The 23089-nt window shown below is 61.1% G+C and carries 17 protein-coding genes; 7 read left to right on the top strand and 10 right to left on the bottom strand.

Annotated elements, in window-relative coordinates; translation table 11 throughout:
- Positions 1 to 154 precede the first annotated feature (154 nt).
- Positions 155 to 2851, top strand: a complete 2697-nt coding sequence (gene ppc, locus HZR20_RS01040; RefSeq protein WP_181684739.1) for a phosphoenolpyruvate carboxylase — start codon at positions 155 to 157, stop codon at positions 2849 to 2851.
- Between the two features lie 83 nt (positions 2852 to 2934).
- Entirely contained in the window at positions 2935 to 3387 is a 453-nt protein-coding gene (locus HZR20_RS01035) for a universal stress protein (RefSeq protein WP_181684738.1), read from the top strand.
- A 103-nt stretch (positions 3388 to 3490) separates the two neighbouring features.
- On the opposite strand, the gene HZR20_RS01030 is transcribed toward HZR20_RS01035, so the two are convergent.
- The 3 genes from HZR20_RS01030 to glpA are packed head-to-tail and all read right to left on the bottom strand — an operon-like array spanning position 3491 to position 7893.
- Positions 3491 to 4864, bottom strand: coding sequence for an anaerobic glycerol-3-phosphate dehydrogenase subunit C (locus HZR20_RS01030; RefSeq protein ID WP_181684737.1), 1374 nt, complete (start codon positions 4862 to 4864; stop codon positions 3491 to 3493).
- A gap of 4 nt (positions 4865 to 4868) precedes the next feature.
- Positions 4869 to 6155 (bottom strand): glycerol-3-phosphate dehydrogenase subunit GlpB, encoded by a 1287-nt coding sequence (gene glpB / locus HZR20_RS01025; protein ID WP_181684736.1) that lies wholly within the window; start codon positions 6153 to 6155, stop codon positions 4869 to 4871.
- Entirely contained in the window at positions 6145 to 7893 is a 1749-nt protein-coding gene (gene glpA / locus HZR20_RS01020) for an anaerobic glycerol-3-phosphate dehydrogenase subunit GlpA (RefSeq protein WP_181684735.1), read from the bottom strand. Before glpA ends, glpB begins: the two co-directional genes overlap by 11 nt.
- Before the next feature lie 201 nt (positions 7894 to 8094).
- Between glpA and glpK the strand changes: the two genes are divergently transcribed.
- The 3 genes from glpK to HZR20_RS01005 all read left to right on the top strand — a co-directional run bounded on the left by glpK (position 8095) and on the right by HZR20_RS01005 (position 12138).
- The gene (gene glpK / locus HZR20_RS01015; RefSeq protein ID WP_181684734.1) at positions 8095 to 9636 is read left to right on the top strand and encodes a glycerol kinase GlpK; all 1542 of its coding nucleotides are present in this window, start codon (positions 8095 to 8097) and stop codon (positions 9634 to 9636) included.
- Between the two features lie 2 nt (positions 9637 to 9638).
- Positions 9639 to 10721 carry a hypothetical protein gene (locus tag HZR20_RS01010; protein WP_181684733.1) on the top strand — a complete coding sequence of 361 codons (1083 nt, stop codon included), beginning with the start codon at positions 9639 to 9641 and terminating at the stop codon, positions 10719 to 10721.
- Between the two features lie 247 nt (positions 10722 to 10968).
- Positions 10969 to 12138, top strand: coding sequence for a Cdc6/Cdc18 family protein (locus HZR20_RS01005; protein WP_181684732.1), 1170 nt, complete (start codon positions 10969 to 10971; stop codon positions 12136 to 12138).
- Between the two features lie 122 nt (positions 12139 to 12260).
- Here HZR20_RS01005 and HZR20_RS01000 read toward each other — a convergent pair whose 3' ends face one another.
- Positions 12261 to 13235, bottom strand: a complete 975-nt coding sequence (locus HZR20_RS01000; RefSeq protein WP_181684731.1) for an ROK family protein — start codon at positions 13233 to 13235, stop codon at positions 12261 to 12263.
- Positions 13236 to 13359: 124 nt separating this feature from the next.
- Positions 13360 to 15114, bottom strand: coding sequence for a pyruvate kinase (gene pyk / locus HZR20_RS00995; protein ID WP_181684730.1), 1755 nt, complete (start codon positions 15112 to 15114; stop codon positions 13360 to 13362).
- 493 nt (positions 15115 to 15607) lie between these two features.
- Between pyk and HZR20_RS00990 the strand changes: the two genes are divergently transcribed.
- Both HZR20_RS00990 and msrA read left to right on the top strand, forming a co-directional pair.
- Positions 15608 to 16660, top strand: a complete 1053-nt coding sequence (locus HZR20_RS00990; protein WP_181684729.1) for an NAD(P)/FAD-dependent oxidoreductase — start codon at positions 15608 to 15610, stop codon at positions 16658 to 16660.
- An 80-nt stretch (positions 16661 to 16740) separates the two neighbouring features.
- Positions 16741 to 17271: a peptide-methionine (S)-S-oxide reductase MsrA gene (gene msrA, locus HZR20_RS00985; RefSeq protein WP_181684728.1), complete on the top strand. Its 531-nt coding sequence runs from the start codon at positions 16741 to 16743 to the stop codon at positions 17269 to 17271.
- Between the two features lie 189 nt (positions 17272 to 17460).
- Here the strand turns inward: msrA and HZR20_RS00980 are convergent, their stop codons facing one another.
- From HZR20_RS00980 to idsA3, 5 genes are all read right to left on the bottom strand, one after another.
- Entirely contained in the window at positions 17461 to 18687 is a 1227-nt protein-coding gene (locus tag HZR20_RS00980) for a Tm-1-like ATP-binding domain-containing protein (protein WP_181684727.1), read from the bottom strand.
- Positions 18684 to 19115 (bottom strand): cupin domain-containing protein, encoded by a 432-nt coding sequence (locus HZR20_RS00975; protein ID WP_181684726.1) that lies wholly within the window; start codon positions 19113 to 19115, stop codon positions 18684 to 18686. Before HZR20_RS00975 ends, HZR20_RS00980 begins: the two co-directional genes overlap by 4 nt.
- 1 nt (position 19116) lies before the next feature.
- Complete coding sequence (locus HZR20_RS00970; RefSeq protein WP_181684725.1) at positions 19117 to 19950, bottom strand: phosphoenolpyruvate hydrolase family protein; 834 nt, start codon at positions 19948 to 19950, stop codon at positions 19117 to 19119.
- Between the two features lie 273 nt (positions 19951 to 20223).
- Positions 20224 to 21972 carry a glutamate--tRNA ligase gene (locus tag HZR20_RS00965; RefSeq protein WP_181684724.1) on the bottom strand — a complete coding sequence of 583 codons (1749 nt, stop codon included), beginning with the start codon at positions 21970 to 21972 and terminating at the stop codon, positions 20224 to 20226.
- A gap of 68 nt (positions 21973 to 22040) precedes the next feature.
- Positions 22041 to 23081, bottom strand: a complete 1041-nt coding sequence (gene idsA3, locus HZR20_RS00960) for a geranylfarnesyl diphosphate synthase (protein ID WP_181685057.1) — start codon at positions 23079 to 23081, stop codon at positions 22041 to 22043.
- Positions 23082 to 23089 lie beyond the last annotated feature (8 nt).

Here is a 23089-nt window from a genome sequence, read left to right as displayed (position 1 = left end):
TATAAACATATATCTTTTTATATGAGCCTTATAGATCGTGGTAAATTTGGTCGTCAAATCGCAAGAAGGGAGTCTCACAAATTATTAATTAGGGCCTATCGTACGTTCTTCCAATTCCGCTAGTGTTATACCCTTCGGACTATCAGAGGGTGGTATGACTTTACACGCCAGGGAGCTCAACCAGGACGTCCGCGAACTGGGGGAACTCCTGGGAACCGTTATTGAAAGTCAAAGCTCGAGTGAAGCATTCGATGTCGTCGAGACGATCCGGAACAATGCCATCGGCTATCGGCGTGGGAAAGCCGAGTCCCGTGAGCCGATCCACGACGAACTCGACCGGTTGTCTCCGGAGATGCAAGACGTCGTTGCCCGAGCGTTTACGACCTACTTCGAACTGGTCAACTTGGCCGAGGAACGCGAACGCGTCCGCGAGATCAGGGAGGGCGTCCAGAACAGTGAACTCTCGGACACGGTCGGGAAAGCCGTCGAACAACTGGCGGCCGAGGACGTCGATCCCGAAACTGTCGAGGACATTCTCGATGACGTCATCATCGAACCGACGTTTACGGCCCATCCGACCGAAGCGCGGCGCAAGACGACCAAAGCCAAGCTTTGGTCGGTCGGGAAGATAATCCAGGATCTGGATGAGATCAGTTTCACGGATCGGGAAGAGCGACGAATCAAACGGGAACTCAGCGCCGAAGTGACGAGTCTCTGGCAGACGCCCCAAGTCCGTGACCGACGTCCCGACGTCACTGACGAGACGCTGAACATTCAGTGGTACCTTGAGAACAGCCTTTTCGACGTGATCAGTGAGGTCTACGACGAACTCGAGCATGCCATCGAGGAGACCTACGATGGTGATGTCGAGGTGCCGAAACTGTACGAGTTCCGGTCGTGGGCCGGCAGTGACCGTGACGGGAACCCCTTCGTCACGCCTGAGGTCACGAAGGAAACGCTCGACCGCCAGCGGAGTGTTGTGCTTGATCTGTATCGGGACGACCTCAAAAGTCTCTCCGGTGTGCTGAGTCAGGACGTCGATAATCTAGAGATGAGCGAGGCCTTCGAGGAGAGCCTCGAGACCCACAAGGAACACCTTCCGGGCGTTGCCGACGAGATCGATGATCGCTACCCGGACGAACCCTACCGGCAGAAGCTGAAGTTGATGCGTGAGAGCGTGCTCCGGGTTGATGACGTTCGATCGGGCGAGTACGACGCCGACGGGCAGCTCATCCGCGATCTGGAGCTTATCGCCGACAGCCTTCGGGCGAACAACGCCGAGGACATCGTCGAGGCCCACGTCGAACCGCTGATCCGGAAAGTAGAAACCTTCGGGTTTACGCTTGCCAGCCTCGACTTGCGGGATCACCGCGAGAAACACACGAACGCGCTCGTCGAGACCCTCGATCGGGAGGGGATCGACTACGAGTCGATGGCAGAAGACGAGCGCGTCGAGTTCCTGACCGAGGCGATTTTGCAGGACGATCCGGTCATCGATATCGAAGACATCGAGGGGCTCTCCGAGGACTCGGAAAAAGTCCTGACGCTGTTCTCCGAGGCCGCCGACTGGCAGCGCGAATACGGTGTCGACGCGATCGACACCTATGCGATCAGCTGGTTCGAGGAGGCCTCTCACGCGCTAGAAGTCCTCTTCCTGGGCGATCAGGCCGGTATCGTCGACCTGCCGGGCTACTGTGGGTTTGATATCGTCCCGCTGTTCGAAAGCGAGTACGCACTCACGCGTGTTCGGGAGATGCTGAGCACGCTCTTCGAGAACGAGGCCTACAGCCAGGCTCTGGACGCTCGGGATAACATCCAAGAGATCTTGCTTGGCTATTCGGACTCCTCGAAGGAGAACGGCTACCTGGCCGCCAACTGGGAGCTGTACCGGAATCAAAAGCGGATGGCCAGCATCTGTAACGACTTCGACGTCGATCTACGGCTGTTCCACGGCCGCGGTGGCTCGATCTCCCGCGGTGGCGTGCCGATGCACGAAGCGATGCTCGCCTTGCCTAACGAAACAGTCAACGGTCAGATCAAGTTCACCGAGCAGGGCGAGGCCATCGCCGAGAAGTACGGTAATCCGGAGGTCGCAGAACGCAACCTCGAACAGATGCTCAACGCGCAGATCCTGGCGCGACACAACGCCATGGAGAACCCTGTCGAGGACATCCCTGAGGAGTGGATTAACGCCTTCCAGACGGCAGCTGACTACGCCAGTACGGAGTATCGCGACCTCTTAGAGACCGACGGGTTCGTCAAGTACTTCGAGCAGGCGACCCCGATCACGGTCATCGAGAATCTCAACATGGGTTCGCGGCCGGCCTCCCGTAGCGAAGACCGTTCCGTCGAAGACCTGCGAGCCATTCCGTGGGTGTTCTCTTGGACGCAGGCCCGCTGTATCGTCCCCGGCTGGTACTCCGTTGCCACGGGTATCCAGGGATACCTCGACGACGGCGGCGATATGGAGACGCTTCAGGAAATGTACGAGGAGTGGCCGTACTTCGGGACGATCATCGACCACGCCGGGATGGCCTTGGCCAAGTCCGACATGGAAATCGCGACCGAGTACGCTAACCTGGCTGACGACGACGTCCGCGAGCGCATCTTCCCGCGCATCCGTCAGGAGTACGAAGAATCCGTCTCACTCCTCCAAGAGATATCCGGGCAGCAAACGCTGCTCAACCGAGGTTGGCTCCAGGAGAATCTCGAGCGCCGTAATCCCTACGTCGACCCGCTGAATCTCCTCCAGACCCGTTTGCTCGCCCAGTCACACTTAACAGAGACCGAGCGCCGCACCCTCCGCCTGACCGTCCACGGCATCGCCGCCGGGATGAAAAACACCGGCTAGGCCGTCCGGTCTCGATGGCCTTCCTGGCCCGATTGGCGCACAAGAACACGTGGTTTCTTATTATCTGGCTCGTATCTGTAACTATGACGCTCGAAACCGTTCTGCTGGCCGTCGGGCCGAAAGATAGTGATCGTGCCGACGAACTCGCCGAAACCGTCGTCGAAGTCGCCGGGCCAAGCGACGCGACCGTTGACCTCGTACACGTATTCACGCCGAGTGAGTTCGACGACGTGATCGATCGGCTCGACTTCGATGAGCACACGGCGCCTGACCCCTCCGAGGTCGCCCGTCGCCACGGGACGATAAAGGACTTGACGGGGGTTCTTGACTCGGCGGGCATCGAGTACGATATCCGTGGCCGAAAGGGCGATCACGCGACTGAAATTGTCGACCACGCGGCCGAGATCGGGGCCGACCGGATCGTTGTCGGCGGGAGCAAACGCTCGCCGAGCGGGAAAGCAGTGTTCGGTAGCGTCGCCCAGGACATCATGCTGGATGCGTCCTGCCCAGTCACGTTTGTCAAAGGAGACGACTGATCGACCCGATCAGGAACGATCGAAATAGCGATTTCGCCCCGCCCAAGGCGGACAAGCGTCGTCCCACGGCACGCATGTCGGATTGGAGATCACCTGATCGTCATCAGTCGACGAGTACGGCTTCAAGTAACTCCATCGGGTGGGAAATCTCGTAGCCCGTCCCGTGTTCCATCTGCATCGAGCAGGTCGGACACTCGGTCATGCCGGCCTGAGCGTCGGCTTCTTCCATGTGATCGAACATCTCTTCGCCGATCTCCATCGAGGTCTCGTACTTTTCCGATTTCCAGCCGTAGGTCCCCGAGATGCCCGAACAGGAGTCACCGACATCGGTGACGGTGACGCCTTCGACGTCTTCGAAGAGTTCGACGGCCTGGCGGCCCAGGCCCTGATTCCGTGAGTGACACGGCGCGTGATAGGCGACGTCGGGGAACTCCTCGACCTCGGCCCCAGCGAGTTCGGCTTCGAGATCCTCGTGGATCCGGAGGTACTCCATGGCATCGTAGGTGTGGGCGGCGAGTTCGTCGATCCCCTCTAAGTCGAACAGATCGGGGTATTCCTGGCGGAGCGCAAGCGAACACGATGAACAGGTGCAGATCACGTCGTAGCCCTCAGCGATCGCGTTGCCCATGTGTTCGACATTGACTTTCGCGTGTCGCCGGGCGTCATCAACGCGGCCGTTGGCGAACATCGGCGTCCCCGAGCACTTCTGTTTCGGGACCGTGATCTCATAGCCCAGTGATTCATAGACCCGAACCATCGCTTTGGCGACCTCGGTCGTGTTGTAGTTCGAATAGCAGCCGTGGAAGTACGCGACGCGCTTGTCCGCGTCCCGCTCCTCCCCTCGCTCTGTTCGCGCCGCCCGCGCTCGCTCTTTCGAGGCGGCTTCGCCGCCTCGCTTTCCCCACCATTCCCGAAACGTCTGGGTGGCAAACTCCGGAAACTCCCGTTCGCTTGGGATCTTCATCGTCTTCTCCATGGCCCATCGGACGACCCCGTTGTTCATGAAGAAATTCGCCGTCCGGGGGAGCTTCGAGGCCAGCCAGGCCGAAGTCCGGTAGTTGGCGAGGATCCGATTGCGGATCTTCTTGATCGAAAGGGGCTGGTCCTCCATGACGTACTTCGCCCGTGCGGTGTTGTGCATCTCGCTGAAGGGCACCCCGGAGGGACACCCGCTATCACATTGGAGACAGTTCGAGCACTCAGTGATCGAATCGTCGATCTCGACGTCGTCCTTCTCAGAGAGTCGCCACTGTTCGGGTCCCTGGAACTGCGGGCCAGGAAAGTCGTCATTGACTTCGGCGACGGGACACTCGGCGTCACAGGTCCCGACCTTCGTACAGTTGTCGGCCCCGGACCTGAGATCCATCTCGGTCGTCGTGCCAAAGACGTCGAGTGGTTCGTAGCCCTCCGGTGGGTCCGACTCGGTCTCGGCCTCGTCACGATCCGTCCCGGTATCGCCGCGCTGTGTATCACTCATTGGATCAAGCCTCCCTCGCCGCTTGGCGACCGGCAGCGTAGCCGGTCGCGATCGAAACACCGCTCGCCGATTTCTCCGCAGGATAGTCGTAGCCACCGATCACGGCCCCCGCCGCCCGGAGGTTCGAGAACTCGGGGTCACCAGTCTCTGCGACTGGCCGAAGCATCTCGTCGATGACCACACCAAACTCCGCGAAGTCGTGATCGCCAAAGGCCGCTTCGTCGAACCACTCGTAGCGATCCGTTGGGTGGGGAACGTGACAGCCGAAAATCGGCTCGGTGACGCCCTCCCGGTCGGAGTCGATACCGCCACCGGCCACGTCGCCCGTTGCGAGGACGTATTGGTCTGCCGCGTAGGGGATTGGGCTCCCGGAGCGATCCAGATACACTTCCGAGATCGTCCCCTCGGTGGCGTCGAATCCCACGATCGGGCCACCGCCGGCCTCGATCCGTCCGCCCGCATCATCGAGGGCGGCATAGAGCCGATCTTCCAGTCGGAGTCCGGGGACGCTGGGCGGCCCCATCGGCACCTCGAAGATCGCCGCGTCGAGGCGGTCTTGGAGTTCCGCCCGGATCTCCGCCGGATGATCGACCCCCAGCACGGCAGGGAACCCGACCCGTTCGGCATCGCCGACGTGTGGTTCGATGGCGTCGGCGAGAGCGGCCCGGACACGCCGTTCGCGTCCCTCGACTGTGACCGTCGGGTTCTCGTCCAGCAGATGGGCATAGCGAGTTACTTTCGCGTCGTCGCGCACGACAATCGGGAATTCGACGGTCGCGGCGCTCGTGTCGGCGGGAATCCCCGCAGCTGCGAGGTGGTCGGCGGCGACGCCGGCGTCGAAGCCCGTGAGACGTTCGAAGTCAACCAGCACCATTTCGCGGTCGTCGCTGGCGAGGCCCGCCGCGACGCTCGCTGGATACCGTGCTGTGGGCTTGACCGTCCCGCCGTGGGTCGGAACCAGGGCGTTCGCGTCGGTGTAACTCCCCTGATATGCCTCGCCCAGAGCGTCGTCGAGAAGCGCGAGTCCGTCTCGAACCGCGCTCTCGCCCACGATCGCATAGGGATGGCTGTCCGGGAGGTCCGCGATGGCGTCGAACGGGTCGACAACCGGCCCCTCGCCAGCCGCGTTCGGGTGGTATCCAAGCACATCGAGCAGACCGCTTGCGTGATGCAGCGTCGTCTCAGCCTCGCTGACGAGGCGCACGTCGGCCCCTGCTTGCCGAGCCGCCAGCGCCGACGAGATCCCGGCGATTCCACCGCCGATCACCAGGACATCCGAGTCAATCGCCATGGGTGCCCTCCTCGCCACCGTCGGTGGCGATGCCCGCCGACTCATCCGCCGTTGTCCTGGCCTCGGTGCTCGGTCCCGCGTCAAAGGCACCGAAATCCAGCGAGTCCTCGGTCGCTGCCGGATCGCGGTCACGGTTCATCGTCAAGGCGTGCATCGCGTAGGTAATCATCGCCTGTCCGAGTTGTTCACCCCAAAGCGCGTGGCGTTGGCCCTTCCAGCGTTCCTGGTAGAGTTCGTCTAGTGCTGTCCGGGCCTGTCGCTCGTCGTAGTCGGGGTGGAGTTCGTTCGCCATCCGGTGAGAGCAGAACCCGCCCTGACAGTTCCCCATCGAGGCGCGGGTCCGGATTCGGACCGCGTTGAGGTTGCTGCCAGACTCTTCGATGGCGTCCTGTACCTCGGCCCGCGTCACTGCCTCACACCCACAGACGACCGGGTTCGGCTCGTCGGTGTCGAGAACGTCCGCAGTCCGTGAACCGAGGCGTTCGGCGCTGCGCTTGCCGATCGGGGACCGAAGGCCGAACTCGTTCATGGCGGCCTCGATGGCTCCCTCGTCCTCGCTGCCGGGGAGTGGTTCCTCGGCCGTCCGGCAGGCCGCCTCGATCCCGAATTTCTCGGCCAGATGGTCGACGAGTTGCTCGGCCATGAGCCGGTAGGTCGTTAGCTTTCCGCCGACGATGGTCGTCATGCCCGGCCGATCATCGCGTTCGTCGTGATCGAGCAGGAAGAACTGTCGAGTGATGTCTGTCGGGTCGTCGGTCCCAGTGTCGGGCGGTTCGTACAGCGGTCGCACGCCCCAAAAAGAGCGGATCGTCCGGGCGTCCTCGAGGATCGGCACGAGTTTGCCGAGTTCCTCGATCATCAGGTCGACTTCCCACTGTTCTTCGGGGTACTCGGCGGGATCGCTAACCTCCTCGTCGGTCGTCCCGAGGATTGCGGTCGTCTCGTGGGGGACGACGATGTCGGCATCGCCCTTGGGTTTACAGCGGTTGATCACGGTGTCGACCTGCCGGACGTTCATGATCGTCATGACGCCCTTCGAGGGGCGGACTTCGACGTCGATGTCCGCCATCGCAGCGAGTTCGCCCGTCCAGGCCCCGGCCGCGTTGACGACGTGATCGGCGCGAATTTCCTCGACAGCCCCTTCGACGCCATGGACGTGGTTGCCGGAGCCACTCTCGTGGGTGACTTCGACGCCGACGATCTCGCCGTCTTCGACCAGTAGGTCGGTTACTTCCGAGAACGTCTCGACGCGCGCGCCGTGGTTCTGGGCGCTCTTGGCGTTGGCCACACAGAGCCGGAACGGATCGATCGCGCCGTCGGGTACTTCGATGGCTTTGTCGATGTCTTTCGCGAGATACGGCTCGCGCGCCCGTGCTTCCGCCGCGGTGAGTTCGGTCGCCGGAATCGAACACGCCCGTAAGCCCTCAAGTTTCTCTTGATAGTACTCCTCGGTATCTTCGGGCCGTTTGACGAAAAGTCCCCCGGTATCTTCGACGCAGTGGGTCGCGATCTCCCGGAGAATCATGTTCTCCTCGATACACTCGCGTGCGCTCTCCTGATCTGAGACGGCGTATCGGCCGCCGCTGTGCAACAACCCGTGCATCCGTCCGGTCGTGCCGTGGGTGAGATTCCCCTTCTCGACGAGGGTCACCTCGAACCCGCGCATCGCCGCGTCGCGAGCGATGCCGACGCCCGTCGACCCGCCACCGACGACGACCACGTGAGGTGTGTTGTTCATTTAATATCATTAATAACGGTCCACTCCCACTTTATTGTTACTCCAGTCCCGGGCCGATAGTGAACTTTGAATTCGATACTTCGAAATGGGCAATAAAATCCTGTATTATCCGATCCATTCGGCAGATTTATAATTAATGATTCTGTTGTATACTCTCGGATGGAGGCATGCTAATAAAGTATTGTCTCCACTGGACTACACATGACAGACACGTACATCGGCGCCATCGACCAAGGGACGACTGGGACTCGGTTCATGGTCTTCGATCACAGTGGGCAGATCGTTTCAAACGCATACGAGACACACGAACAGATTTACCCGGAGCCCGGGTGGGTCGAACACGATCCGATAGAGATCTGGGAGAACACCCAGGATGTCGTCTTGAAAGGGCTCGAAAAGGCGTCTGTCGAACCTGCCCAACTCGAGGGGATCGGGATCACCAACCAACGCGAGACCACAATCGTCTGGGACGAGCCCTCGGGTCGGCCGATCCACAACGCGATCGTCTGGCAAGACCGCCGGACGACCGATCGGGTCGAGGAGCTCCAGGACGACGAGAAAGTCGAGTGGATCCGTTCGAAGACCGGACTGGAGGCCGACGCGTACTTCTCGGCGACGAAAACGGAGTGGCTCTTAGATAACGCCGAACCGCTCAAGTTACAGAGTACTCGCGCAGAGAACGTCCGGGACCGGGCAGCAGCCGGCGAGCTTCTGATGGGCACCCCCGACTCCTGGCTCATCCACAACCTCACCGGCAATCACATCACGGACGTGACCAACGCCTCCCGGACGATGTTGTACAACATCCACGACCTCGAGTGGGACGACGAACTTCTTGAGGAGTTCGACGTTCCCGAACCGATGCTACCCGAGGTACGTCCCTCTTCGGACGGGAACTACTACGGGCACACGGACCCGGACGGGTTCCTCGGCGAAGCGATCCCGGTCGCGGGGGCGTTGGGTGACCAACAGGCCGCACTGTTCGGTCAGACCTGTTTCGATAAGGGTGATGCCAAAAACACCTACGGGACCGGGTCGTTCTACCTGATGAACACGGGGACTGAAGCCGTCGAGTCCGAACACGGACTATTGACCACGATCGGGTTCCAGATGTCCGGCGAACCCGTCCAGTACGCTCTGGAGGGATCGATCTTCGTGACCGGCGCGGCGATCGAGTGGCTGGAGGATGTCGATCTGATCAACAATGCCGCACAGACGGCTGAACTCGCCAGCTCTGTCGACTCGACCGACGGCGTCTACATGGTCCCTGCCTTCACCGGTCTCGGAGCGCCACACTGGGACGGCCGGGCCCGCGGGACCATTGTAGGAATGACCCGTGGCACTCAAAAGGAACACATCGTGCGTGCGACGCTGGAATCGATCGGCTATCTGACGCGGGATGTCGCCGAGGCCATGGAAGCGGATTCCGGGGTCGAAACAACGTCACTCCGGGTGGACGGTGGCGCGGTCAAGAACAACTTCCTCTGTCAGCTCCAATCGGACATCATCCAGACGGACATCGTCCGGCCTGAGGTCGACGAGACGACCGCACTCGGTGCCGCCTACGCCGCCGGGCTCGCCGTCGGCTACTGGGAAACCCAGGAGGAACTCCGTGACAATTGGGTCGTCGACCGTGAATTCTCCCCCGAGATCGACGCCGGGGAAGCGCACACTCTCTACGATCGCTGGGACGACGCCGTCGAGCGATCACTCGGGTGGGCACAGGACGAGGGAGACGAGTAACCATGCTCGACGTCTTCCTCGCGGTTCCGGTGATCGGCGGCTCCTGGGAGGACTTTGCCCTCTTACTCATCACGGCGCTTGCAGGCGGCGCGTTCGGTGCCGCCCTCGGTGCGCTCCCCGCCTTCATCTTCACCGGCTTCGTGGTCTTTCTCGGTGAAGGGATCGACATCGTCACTCGCGTCTTCGGTCTCGAGGCCGTCCCCGGAACCGCCTTCACGGGCGACGTGACTGGCGTCATCGGGTTCGGGGCGATCACCGGCCCCCACATCGCCTTCGCGGGTGGCGTCGCGGCGACCGCCTACGCAGCCAAGAAATATCCCGAGATGGAACCCAACGGCTGGGATTATCACTTCGGGAAAGACATCTCGTACGCCTTCGGGACGAAACCCGATATTCTCGCTGTGGGCGCAATCTTCGGGGCGATCGGTATGTTGATCACTGAAGTTGGGTATGCGGTCGTCGTCGTCGATGGAACCGCAGTGACCGACTTCATCGCGTTTTCGGTCTTCGCGACCGCGTTTCTCGCGCGCCCGGTCTTTGGCTACCCGATCATCGGGACGTCGAAGGGGAACGGGTATCTCGACATGTCGCCGTTCGAGCAGGAGGAATCACATCCAAAGGCCGACAGTGGGCGCGAGGAACATGCCGGTCGACTGGCGACTGAACCGTGGCTCCCCCACCAGTACCGGTGGTCAGGCGTCACGGCGATCGGGCTCGTCGGCGGTATCCTCGCTGGTTTCATCTACATCAAAACCGGGAGCATCTTCATGGGCTATGGCATCTCGGCGATGAGTCTGCTGTTCCTGAATCTTGGCGTCGAGAAGATCCCGGTGACCCACCACATTACACTTCTGGGATCGGTCGGGGCAGCCGTCTTGCTGCCCGAGTTTAGCCCCGTCATCGCGTTACTCGCCGCGGGCGTCTTCGGTGCAGTCACCGGTCTGTTCGGTGAATTGACCCAGCGGCTGTTCTACGCCCATTCGGGTACCCACGTCGACCCGCCGGCGATGGCCATCGCGATCGTCATGTTCATCGTCGCCGTGTTGTCAATTGTCGGCGTCCTGCCGAACGCTGGTTACCTCTAGATCAGAGTTTACTTTCTATTTGAAGAGAAGACTCGAACGTCTCGGGAAGTGCTCTCACCGGCCGAACGGACGGTTGGAGAGGGTCACCTCGCGGAGAACTCAGCTGTCCGTCGCTGCGTTCGGAGCGACGGGACGATACTGGATGCCCTGGCAGAGATTGCACTTCGATAGTTGCTTTCGGCCATCCCTCAAACCGGAGCGGTTTTGATCGGCGATCAAAAACGATATACAAAACGATACATCGACAATGGACATCGAGGCCCGAATCAGACGACGACGGCAACGCGGGACGGATCAGACGTTGGTCCTCGACTACGACCTGCTCAATCCGGCCGTACACGTCCCAGAGCCTGTCGGTCGGGGTCCGGTCGTCGAACGCCTCCTCGACCACCTCAATCCCGTTTTCGACGGCTCGCTCCCACCAGATGGGTACGTGTGGGGGCCACCGGGCAGCGGCAAGTCAGCTGTTGTCTCCGCGGTGTTTTCCCACCTGGAGACGCCGGCGATGCAGCCACGAACAGCTATCCAAACCACGACGAGAGCCCAGAGCGTCGAATTGCCGCGGTCAGTCTACGTAAACGGTCGTGAAGTCGATAGCGAATTCCAGCTGTATCGTCAGATCCTCTCTGATATGACCGGCGGTGACGGGCCCTCGCGTGGTGTCAGTACGGATACAGTCACCGCTCGACTCCAGTCACTGCTTTCGGACCGGCCTGGGGCGGTGATCGCTGTCGATCACGCTGACGCCCTCGAACAGTCGCCGACTGATATCCATGCTGCACTAGCAACACTCGATGACGCAATCGCGATAGTCTTCATCGGCCAAACGCCGCCGAGTGACGTCGACGGAGCACCAGACCTCGCAGAGATAGAAATACCGGGCTACGGCCAGCAAGTGTTGATCGACGTGTTGATGACGCGTGGTTCCTCCGGTCTCGCGGACGACGTCCTGACGTACGATCAGGCCCGCCAAATCGCTTCCCGGGCGGGCGGGAACGCACACGATGCCCTCGCCGCGCTGTTCGGTGCGACAGTCCTCGCCGAGGATAACGGCCGAGAAACGCTCCGGTCGGCAGACATCGAAGCAGGTATCGAAGCCGTCCCGAAGGGAGGTACATCACTGGGGACCGTCCTGGCACTCGCACCGAATCGACGACGCGTGTTGCGAGCGTTTCTGGAACTTGATGATACATATCTCTCATCAGTCAGCGAGACCACCGAGGCGATCGCAGACTCGACACGGGTTGACCTCTCGACCGGAACCATCAGGCGGTTTCTCTACGAACTCGCAGACGCCGATATCTTCCATCGCGTCACCGCCGAGCGGACAAGCGGGTCCGGTCGTCCACCGAGCCGCCTGGAACCACGGTTTCCGACGATCGCGTTCCGGAAACTGTACGACCTCGGGGCGGACTGATAACTGTTGTTCAGCCGTCTCCAGACACACAGGCAGCGAACGGAACCGCGGGAGTTGGTCGAGACCACACCCTCGTCTGAGAATATCGAGTGGGGTGTCACTGTCGCCACTCTCGAAACGACTTAGCCACGCAGTTTCTCGCGGTCGCCCGTTCCCTCGGTCATCGCGCTCGCGAGGGCTCCCTTGAGGACGACGTCGTCGCCCAGCGTCGTGATCTTGATCTCAGGGATATTCCCGAACACCATGTCGGGTAATTGCTGGCGAATCTTGTCGACGACCAACTCGGGATTGTTCTCGGCGACGCCACCACCGATGTAGATAATCAACGGCGCGTAGGCCTGGACGATATTGGCGACGCCCATCGCGTTAAACCGGGCCAGCCGATCGATGAACGTGTCGGCAAACTCGTCTTCGCCGGCGTACTCAAAGAGGTCCGGGGCGGTGAAATCCGCGTCCATGATGGGCATGTCCGTCTCCCAGTCGCCGGCCTCGTAGTACTCGCGGGCGTACCGGGGGATGTTCTGTCCGGATGCGTAGGCTTCCCAGTGGCCATCCTGACCACAGCCACAATCCATCGTGCCCTCTGTGTCGAGAGTCATGTGACCGACTTCGCCGGCGTTACCGTCCCAGCCACTGAGGATGTGTCCGTCGCAGGCGATCCCAGCGCCGATTCCTGTCGAAATCGTCAGGTAGACCATGTCGTCGGGATTGCGCTCGCTATGGAAGCGCTCGCCGATCACGCCGGCGATCGCGTCGTTGTGCAAGTGGACGTCCTCGGTTTCGGCGAGGTTGCTGATCGGTCCGGTCAGCGGGATTCGGTCGATCGTATCGGGCAGGTTCGCCGGGTTCTCGATCTCACCCTCTGCGAGGTTCAGCGGACCGATCGTCCCCATACCGACCGCTTCCAGGGCCGAGGGTTCGACGCCGGCATCCCCGCAGGCGTCTTTGAGGGTCTCCAGGACTGCGTCTGTGACGGCGATGCCTGTCGGCCCCTGCGGTGTTTCGCGCTTGTACTTCCCGAGTTCGTCGCCAGTTTCGTCGCCGACGACGGCACGGACGTAACTTGCACCGAGGTCGATCCCTGCATACGCGGCCATATGCGCACACAGATGGCACTCCAACACTTAATTGCACATATTTCCGGACGGCGGGGATCGCCCAATTTGTGGCTACCGAACGGACGTGAAAGCGCAGGAAAATCTCGCTTACTCCGGTATCGCGTCAGTTCTCGTCTGCACGTGTCCCCAGCGGACCTTTATACAGGACGCCGCGCTCGGCGTCGAGTGTGACTGTTGTTCCATCTTCGAGGTCCTCCGGGACAGCCATGTGGCTGACCGTCGGGAGGTCGAGTTCTCGCCCGACGACAGCTGCGTGACTGCGCCGGTCGTCACTCCCGTCGATGATGCCGCTGAGTTTGGCAGGATCGCCTGCGAATTCGCCGTCGAAGGAGTCAGACAGGGCCAGAATTGCCCCGTCGGGGACGTCACTGAGATCCCCATCAGTGGATGTGACCACTTTGTTTGTGACGAGTCCGTCGACGATCGACTCGCCGGAGGAGACAGTCTCGGCCGCGACGTGGACCTTCAGCATGTTCGACGTGTCGACACCGTCCAGTTCGGTCATCATCCCCGAGATGACGACGACAGTGTCGCCGTTCTCCGCGATGCCAGTTTCGAGTGCTGACTGGACCGCGTTCTGGATGATCGCGTCAGCCCCTTCGGTGGTGTACGGTGCTGTCGTCGGGTAAACGCCACGCGAGAGCGCGAGTTGTCGCCGGACCCGCTCGCTGGGCGTCGAGGCGATGATCGGGATCGGCGGCCGGAACTTGGCGACGCGAAGGGCCGTATAGCCGGATTCGCTGGCTGCGACGATCGCCTCAGCGTCGATGTCTTCAGAGAGCGTTCGGGCGGCGTGTGCCAGTGCATCGGTCCGCGTCTCGTCGGATGTCGGGACGCGCTGTTCACGGAGTTGGGCGAACTCTCCGCTTTGTTCGACTTCTTTGACAATATTGCCCATCGTCCTGACGACTCGGGGTGGGTGCTCGCCGATCGCCGTCTCGCCGCTGAGCATGACGGCATCGGTGCCGTCGAAGATCGCGTTGGCGACGTCGGAGGCTTCCGCCCGCGTCGGGCGGCGGGACTCTTTCATTGAGTCGAGCATCTCCGTCGCCGTGATGACGGGAACGCCTGCTTCGTTGCACTTCCGGATAATCCGTTTCTGGTAGAGCGGCACTTCTTCTAAGGGGAGCTCGACGCCCAGGTCCCCGCGGGCGACCATCACGCCGTAGGAGGCGTCGATGATACTGTCCAAGTTCTCGACGGCACCTTTCCGTTCGATCTTCGAGATGACCGGGACTTCCGTGCCCTGTTCTTCGAGGTACTCGCTGATCTTGCGAACGTCGTCGCCGTCTCGGACGAAACTCGCTGCCACCAGATCGACTTCCTCCTCGGCGGCAACCTGCAGTTCGGTCCGGTCTTTCTCGGTCGGGAACGGCAGGCCGAGCTCGACGCCGGGGACGTTGACGCCTTTGCGTGCACCGAGTTCGCCGCCGTTCTCGACATGTGCGTAGACGTCGCCGTCCTCGACTTTCTCGACGGTCGTCTCGATGCGACCGTCGTCGAGCAAGACACTGTCGCCCGGTTCGACGACCGAAATGTCGACCGACAGTCCGACGTTCTCGGGTGTGGCGTCGTCGCCCTTGTGGAACCGAACCGTTGTCCCAGCCTCCAGTTCGATCGGCTCCCGAATCGGGGCAGTCCGAACTTCCGGCCCGGGAATATCGTGCATGACTGCGACGGACTTATCGAGTTCCGCGTCAACCTCGCGGATTCGATCGACCATCGTCCGTCGGTGTTCGGGTGATCCGTGGCTGGCGTTGAGCCGGGCGACGGACATGCCGGCCTCGGCCAGGTCTTTGATGTCTTCTTTCGACTCCGATGCTGGTCCGAGCGTACAGACGATTTTGGCGTTTCGCATTTGTTAGTTCCCCCTGAGGGAGGGTGACGGCCGCCGTCCGCTGACGGTGCTCGCCATTCCTAGGGATCTCTGTCCCCCGGGGATATGAAACTTATCAGAGCGATCTGATACGGCAAAATATACCACAAATGGCCGTGGTATGTGTACTCGAACCGCAATTGTCCTCCCACTAGTATCAAGATAGGTATCTGATTTAATTCCTTCGTGAGAATGTTGGGCTGGTACTTTTGGCTGCTCTTTTCCGCTATCTTCAATTGGCTCGGGCAGGTTCGGACTCGTCGTGGGTTCGAGCCACTCATACCGGAATCTGTTGCACACAAGCGGTTCTCAGACAGCGAGCAATGATGTCATCCACCAACAAGTCATGCGTTCGACGACTGAGAGCCGATCCCTGCGGAGTATGGGTAACACGACGGTACCGACGCGCCCTGACTGGCCGAGCGGTAGGATCGCGTGCGCAAGCTACAAACGCCGCCCTCTTGTACAAATTGGTATGTCTGAGCAAGCTGAACACCGCCGGCTGATCATTGCCGGCTCGGGTATCGCCGGCATGACGGCGGCCGTCTATGCCGGCCGCGCGAACAACGATCCCCTGGTCTTGGAGGGTGATGAACCGGGTGGCCAGTTGACACTGACGACGGATGTCGCTAATTACCCCGGCTTTCCCGATGGGATCAACGGCACCGAGTTGGTCAACCGCATGAAAGACCAGGCGACGAACTTCGGGGCCGAGGTCGAAAACGGGATCGTCGAATCGATCGACGACAGCGCACGCCCGTTCCGCGTGGAACTGACGGATGGAACCGTCTACACCTGTGACGCCTTTATCGCCGCCAGTGGCGCGAGCGCACGCACCCTCGCCATTCCCGGCGAGGACGAACTCATGGGCTATGGCGTCTCGACGTGTGCAACCTGCGACGGCGCGTTCTTCCGCGATGAGGACATGCTCGTCGTTGGCGGTGGGGACGCTGCTATGGAGGAGGCTTCCTTCCTGACGAAGTTCGCCGACACGGTCTATCTGGCCCACCGCCGCGAGGAATTCCGCGCCGAGGATTACTGGGTCGATCGCATCATGGAACACGTCGATGCGGGCGACGTCGAGATCATGCGTAACACGGAGGCCGTCGAGATCCACGGCACCCGTGAGGATGGGATCGACGGCGTCTCGCTGGTCCGCCACCCCGACGGGCATCCCACGGAGAAACTCGATTCGGACCGTGCCGATGAGGTCGAACACTTCGAACAGGACGTCGGGGCTGTCTTCCTCGCAATCGGGCACACGCCCAACACCGACTATCTGGAAGACTCCGACGTGAAACTCGACGAAACGGGCTACATCCACACGCAAGGCGGTCGGGACGGCGGCCAGACCAAGACGGCCGTGCCCGGTATTTTCGGCGCCGGCGACGTCGTCGACCACCACTACCAGCAGGCGATCACTGCCGGTGGCATGGGTTCGAAGGCTGCCCTGGATGCCGATGATTTCCTCGAAGACGAGGCCGAAGCGACGGCCGCCGAGGCCGGCGTCGCCGAGACCGACGACTGACTGCGAGCACCGTCCGCTCGGTCTCCGCGGCTTTCGCCGCGCTCGTCACCCTGATACGCGTCGCGACCCTACCGGAGTGTATGACAACGGCCACATTCGGCGGCGGGTGTTTCTGGTGTACCGAGGCCGCCATGAAACCACTGGATGGCATCGAGTCGGTCACGTCGGGCTACGCCGGCGGCCACGTCGAGGATCCGTCTTACCGGCAGGTCTGTTCCGGTAACACTGGTCACGCCGAGGTAGTACAGGTCGAATACGATCCCGACGTGATCACTTACGACGAGTTGCTCGAGGTGTTCTTCGCGACCCACGACCCGACCCAACTCAATCGCCAGGGCCCCGACGTGGGCACGCAGTATCGTTCGATCGTGCTCTATCACGATGACGAGCAACGGGAAACGGCCGCCGCCTATATCGAGGCGCTGGACGCGGAGTACGACGACGAGGTCGTGACGGAACTCACCGAGTTAGCGGAGTTCTACCGTGCCGAGGAGAAACACCAGGACTACTTCGAGAAGAACCCGACTGATGCTTACTGTCAGATGCACGCCGCACCGAAGGTCCAGAAGGTGCGTGAACGGTTCGAGGAACTGTTGGCTGAGCCACGATAGCAGGCGAAACGTCCACGATAGACGACCGCTGCGGACGCGTTCGCAAATTCGGCTGACTGACGAGTACACGTGAAGCGGGAACGGACGTCATCGAACGTCTACCGTGGTTGCTGAACACGCAACTGACGGCGAAACCAATGGCCAAGTGATCGATGTCCAAGAGAGATTGTTCTGGAGTCGAAACCAGCTCTACTCGTTCGGTCCGAGGCCCGCTGCTTGCATGTACTCGTCGAGTTTCTTCGCCATTGCCACCGCGAAATCGTCGTCGTTGATGTCGGTTTCCATCTCGACAAGTTCGATCGATTCGTCGAGGTTCGCCCGGATCGCGTCGAACAACGCCTCGTCGGCTTCCGGGTCGTAGAAATCCTCTCCAGCGACGTCGAGCATCGAGACGCCTTCCAGTGGCAGGTAAAGCGCCGTCGGTCCGCTCGCCATCGAGAGTTTTTCAGCGATGATCTCCCCGATCTCGGCGTTTTCTTCGGGCGTGGTGCGCATCAGTGTGACCTGTGGATTGTGGACGTGGAACTGCCGACCTTCGAACTCCTCGGGCACGGAATCTCGTGGGCCGAAGTTTACCATGTCCAGGGCGCCGGTCGAGACGACCTGTGGCGTTCCCGTTTCGGCGCCAGCGTCCAGCCGTTCCGGGCCGGCGCTGAGTACCCCTCCGACGAGTTCGTCGGCCCATTCCGTGGTCGTCACGTCGAGGACGCCGTCGATGACACCCTGGCGAATCAGGTTTTCCATCGCCTGTCCCCCCGTGCCGGTGGCGTGAAAGACAACTGTCTCGTATCCACGGTCTTCGAGATACTCGCGAGCGGTCTGGACGCACGGCGTCGTGACCCCGAACATCGTGAGCCCGATCGTCGGTCGCTCGTCGACATTGACGTCGGGTTGGTTGCTGACCATCCCGACCATCGCCAGTGCGGCGTTGGCGATCACCTTCCGGGAGAGCTGGTTGAGTCCCTCGATGTCGGCGACGGAGTACATCATCATCACGTCCTTCGAACCGACGTATGGTTCGGTATCGCCGGAAGCCATCGTCGAGACCATCACCTTGGGGACGCCGACCGGCAGCGTCCGCATCGCCGACGTAGCGATCGACGTGTTGCCCGAACCGCCGAGTCCGAGCACGCCGTCCAGTTCCCCGTCCTCGTACATGCGCTGGACGATGCTAGCCGCGCCCTCTCCCATCGCTTCCATCGCCTCGCCACGCGTTGCTTCCCCTCGTAAGTGTGCGAGTTCTGTCCCGGCCGCCTCCGCGACTTCGCTCGCGTCGGTGTCCGGTTCGATCTGCGGGTCGTCTACCACTCCCGTATCGACGAGATGAACGTCAACACCCTCCGCTTCAAGCACGTCCCTGGCGAAGCCGATCTCCTCGCCTTTTGTGTCGAGGGTTCCGACAATGACGACACTCATGCGTTCTTCTCGACGTTCTCCGAAAGCGGGAGTTTCCCCGGTGGAACGATCTCACAGTCAGGATGGTCTCTGAGAACTTCTTCGGGACCGGGCGGCGCGTAGACCGCGAGCAACACGAGCGGTTCCCAGCCCGTATTGACCGTTCCGTGCTCGACTCCTTCCGGGACGAAGACCATCTCACCGGCTTCTATCTCACGGGTCCGGTCGGCGACTTCCTGTTTTCCTTCTCCACGGATGACAAAAAGTATCTCGTCGCTGTCTGGATGAGTATGTCTGTCGTGACCCTTTCCGGGTTCGAGTTTGACTACGCCCGCACTGAATCGTTCACTGCCGGTACTGTCCGGCGTGCTCAACCACTTCAGTACACCCCACTCGAACAACTGACTCTCGACGTCGTCCGGTTCGACGAAGAACTCGTGATCGGACATTTCAGAGATCGATCTCCTTGAACTCCCGGGCCTGGTTCTCGATGGCTTCCTCGGTAGGGAGACGTTCGATGCTGGACGCACCGAAGAACCCGACGACGCCCTCGGTGTTTTCCAGAACGTATCTCGCGTCCTCGGGCCAGGCGATCGGGCCACCGTGGCAGATCACCATGACATCTTCGTCGACCGCCGTGGCAGCGTCGTGATGGGCCTGGACTCGATCCGCTGCAGTCTCGAGGTCGAGAGACGTTTCTGCTCCGATATCTCCCGACGTCGTCAGACCCATATGCGAGACGATCACATCAGCGCCGACTTCGGCCATCTCGCGGGCTTGCTCCTCGGTGAAGACGTACGGACAGGTCAACATGTCCTGCTCGGCTGCTTCCTGGATCATGTCCACCTCTTTGTCGTAACCCATACCTGTCTCCTCCAGGTTCTGGCGGAACCCGCTGTCAGCATCGATAAGCCCCACCGTCGGAAAGTTCTGAACGCCCGAGAACCCGCGATGTTTCAGATCTTCGATGAACACGTCCATCTCCCTGAAGGGGTCCGTCCCGTTGACACCCGCAAGTACTGGCGTGTCCTCGACGACCGGGATGACTTCGTGACCCATCTCGACAACGATCTCGTTGGCATCGCCGTACGGCAACAGGCCTGCCAGCGATCCACGACCGTTCATCCGGTACCGCCCGGAATTATAAATAATCAACAGGTCTACCCCACCACGTTCGGCGAACTTCGCGGAGATGCCAGTGCCCGCGCCCGCACCGATGATCGGCTCGCCGTTCGACACCGTTTCCTGAAGTCGCTCCTGTGATTCCTGACGTGTGAATTTCATACGTCACTCGTTGTCATCACTCACCTATTATATAATATTTTTGATGACTATAGCGAATAAGATAGTACTTATTTATTAATAGCCACTCTTTCATCTGGGAGATAGTTTAACCGCCATTCGAAGTCATCTCGAAAACCACGGTGGCTGTCCATTGGGAGCGCTTCGTACGACAGGAACAGTGGGAACGTTCGGACGTTGCCTGAATTCGTTGATGGAAGTGGCTCCGTGACAGTTCGTCCGTTTCAGTATTTTGTCGGGCCGTACTCGGTCAGTTCACGGATGCGCGAAGTACGCGATCAGTTCGTCGTCCGCACCGATGTCCGTCGGGTCGGTCGCTTCGGGTACGGCGTCTAGCCGTGCGAAGCCGATGCGGACGAACTGGACCATGTCGTCTTCGTCGTAGCCGAGCAATCCAGGTTCGACGTGACCCGTGACGTCACCGTCGGGCGTCCGCAGTCGCGCACGGACACTCGTCGTCGCCGGCACCCAGTGGATGACGTCCACGTCACCCTCGCGAACGACCTCGATGTCGTCGTCGGTGTATTCGAACGCTCGCTCGTCCGTCCGGCGGACACAGCCGTACCCTTTCAGCCAGACGCGTTCGCCCTCGGGCGGCAGGTCCGCCGCCTCGATTAGCACTGCCGAACCGACTGGGATCGTCCGCTTGCCGCGCTCCTCGTGGTTGGGATGGATCGGTGGTTGACCGCGTTCGGGGCCGCCGGAGAGATCCATTTCGACCCCGTCCCGGACGAAAAACGCCCGGTCGGCGTCGTCGTCGATCAATTCGCGGTTGGTCGCGTAGATCGAGGACATCGCCAGGTCGACGTTGCTGGTCGAGGTTCCGAGTTCAGTCATCGCCTCGACGATAGCCTCCCCGCTGATCCCACGTCGGCGGAGGCTGGCGATCGTCGGCGCGCGCGGGTCGTCCCAGCCGTCCAGCTCGCCGCCCTCGATCAGTTCCTTGATCGTTGAGGTGCTCATCGGCACGTCGAAGGCGTCGACCTGGACGTGGCCCCAGTGGATCACCTCGGGATACTCCCAGTTGAAGTAGTCATAGACGAACTGCTGGCGCTTTGCCGAATCCTGGAGGTCGATCCCACGAATGATGTGGGTGACCCCCGTGAGGTGGTCGTCGATGCCACTCTGGAAGTCCAGCATTGGCCAGCAGCGATACTCCGCTGCTTCCTCGCGGGGATGTGGCGTATCGATAAGGCGGAACGCGACCCAATCACGTAGGGCCGGGTTCTTGTGTTCGATGTCGGTCTTGATCCGCAGGACCATCTCTCCAGGCTCGTAGAGCCCATCGATCATGCCCTGGAACTCGTCGCGGACGGTCTCGGGATCCTTCTCACGATGGGGACAGGACTCACCGTTATTTTTCAGATTGGAGAAGTCCTCGGCCGGACACGAACACGTGTAGGCCCCACCGAGATCGATCAGATCCCGCGCGTAAGCGTAGTAGGTCTCCAGGCGGTCGCTGGCCTTGAGAACTCGATTCGGCGTGAACCCGAGGTACTCGATGGCGTCGAGAATCTCGTCGTAGGCGTCGAGATCGGGTCGTTTGGTCTCGGGATCGGTGTCGTCGAACCGGCAGAGGAAGTACCCGTCGTAGCGGTCCTTGTAGGTGCCGACGACGGCGGCCATCCGGGCGTGACCGATGTGCCAGGGGCCGTTCGGATTCGGAGCGACGCGCATCCGGATCTCGTCGTATGCGTCGGCGTTGGGAAGGTCGGGGAGAGCATGGTCCTCGCTCTCGTCTTCCGCATCGAGTTCTTCGAGACGTTCCGGTGCAAGTTCGGCCAGCCGCTCGCGTTTTTCCTCGGTCGAGCGGTCGTTGACGCGCTCGACGACGGGTGCGATGACTCCCGGAATCTCGTCGCCGAATTCCCGAAATTCCGGATTGTCACCCATCAGCGGCCCCATGATCGCCCCCACTTGGGCGTCGCTATCGTGTTTCAACGCGTTGAACAGCGCGCTCTCCTCAGCGGTTGCTGCAACGCGCTCGCGAAGATCGTCGTCCATGCCCGCTCTTAACCGGCCTGGGGGATAAAACTCGGCCGATTGCGGATCCGTTCGGCTGGGCCGTCGACTCAGTATTCCCGTTCGATCAGGAAGTCCGCAATCCCTTCCAGGAGATCACGCGCCTCGTTGTCCGGCAATACGTCGAGGTTGTCTTTCCCGTCTTGGATGAGCCCTTCGGCAGTCTCGCGGGCGAAGTCGATACTTCCCGCGTCTTCGAGGACGGCGACCGCCTCTTCGATTGTCTCCTCTTCGACTGCGTCTACGTCCTCGGCGGGGACCAGCGAATCCACGTCGACGCCTTGCTGGCGGGCGTGGACGGTGATGATCGTCCGCTTTCCCTCGACGAGGTCGCTTCCGCGCTGTTTGCCCAGTTTCTCGGAAGGCGTGGTCAGATCAAGCAGGTCGTCCTGGATCTGGAAGCCACGGCCGATGTTGAGGCCGTACTGATAGAGGGCGTCAATATGATCGTCTTCCCCCATGAGGATCGCCGGGATCGAGGCTGCCGCCGCATAGAGCACGGCAGTCTTGAGTTCGACCATTTCTAAGTAGTTCTCGGTCGTGACCTCGTCGTAGGTCTCGAATTCGATGTCCAGCGATTGGCCCTCACAGATCTGCGTGCAGGTCGTCGCCAGTTCAGAGAGCGCCCGGACGGATCGATCCCCGGTCGCTCCGGTTTCGAGCATGTTCTCGAAGGCCTTCGCATAGAGCGTGTCGCCAGCGAGAATCGCTGTCGAGAGGTCGAACTCCTCGTGAACGGCTGGGACACCCCGCCGCATGGCGTCGTCATCCATGATATCATCGTGGATGAGCGTAAACGACTGGATGATCTCGATGCTCACTGCCGCCGACATCATGTTGATCCGGTCGCCCGTGGCGGGAAAGTCACGGTACGAGGCACTGCGCGGCGGGACATCGGCGAGCGACTCCGCTGCGAGTAACAGGATCGTCGGCCGAAGGCGCTTGCCGCCGGCGTCGAGCAGATACCGCGAGGCCTCGTAGAGTTTCGTCGGCTCGACAACCGGGAGGTTCTCCGGGATGGCCTCGTTGACCTGCCCGCGACGCCACTCGATGGCCTCCATTACCGCGGCCGAGTCGTCGGTATCCGTCATCGCCATCT

The organism is Halorhabdus salina (genome assembly GCF_013839425.1).
Taxonomy (GTDB): domain Archaea; phylum Halobacteriota; class Halobacteria; order Halobacteriales; family Haloarculaceae; genus Halorhabdus; species Halorhabdus salina.
This window is presented reverse-complemented; position numbering and strand designations above follow the sequence as displayed.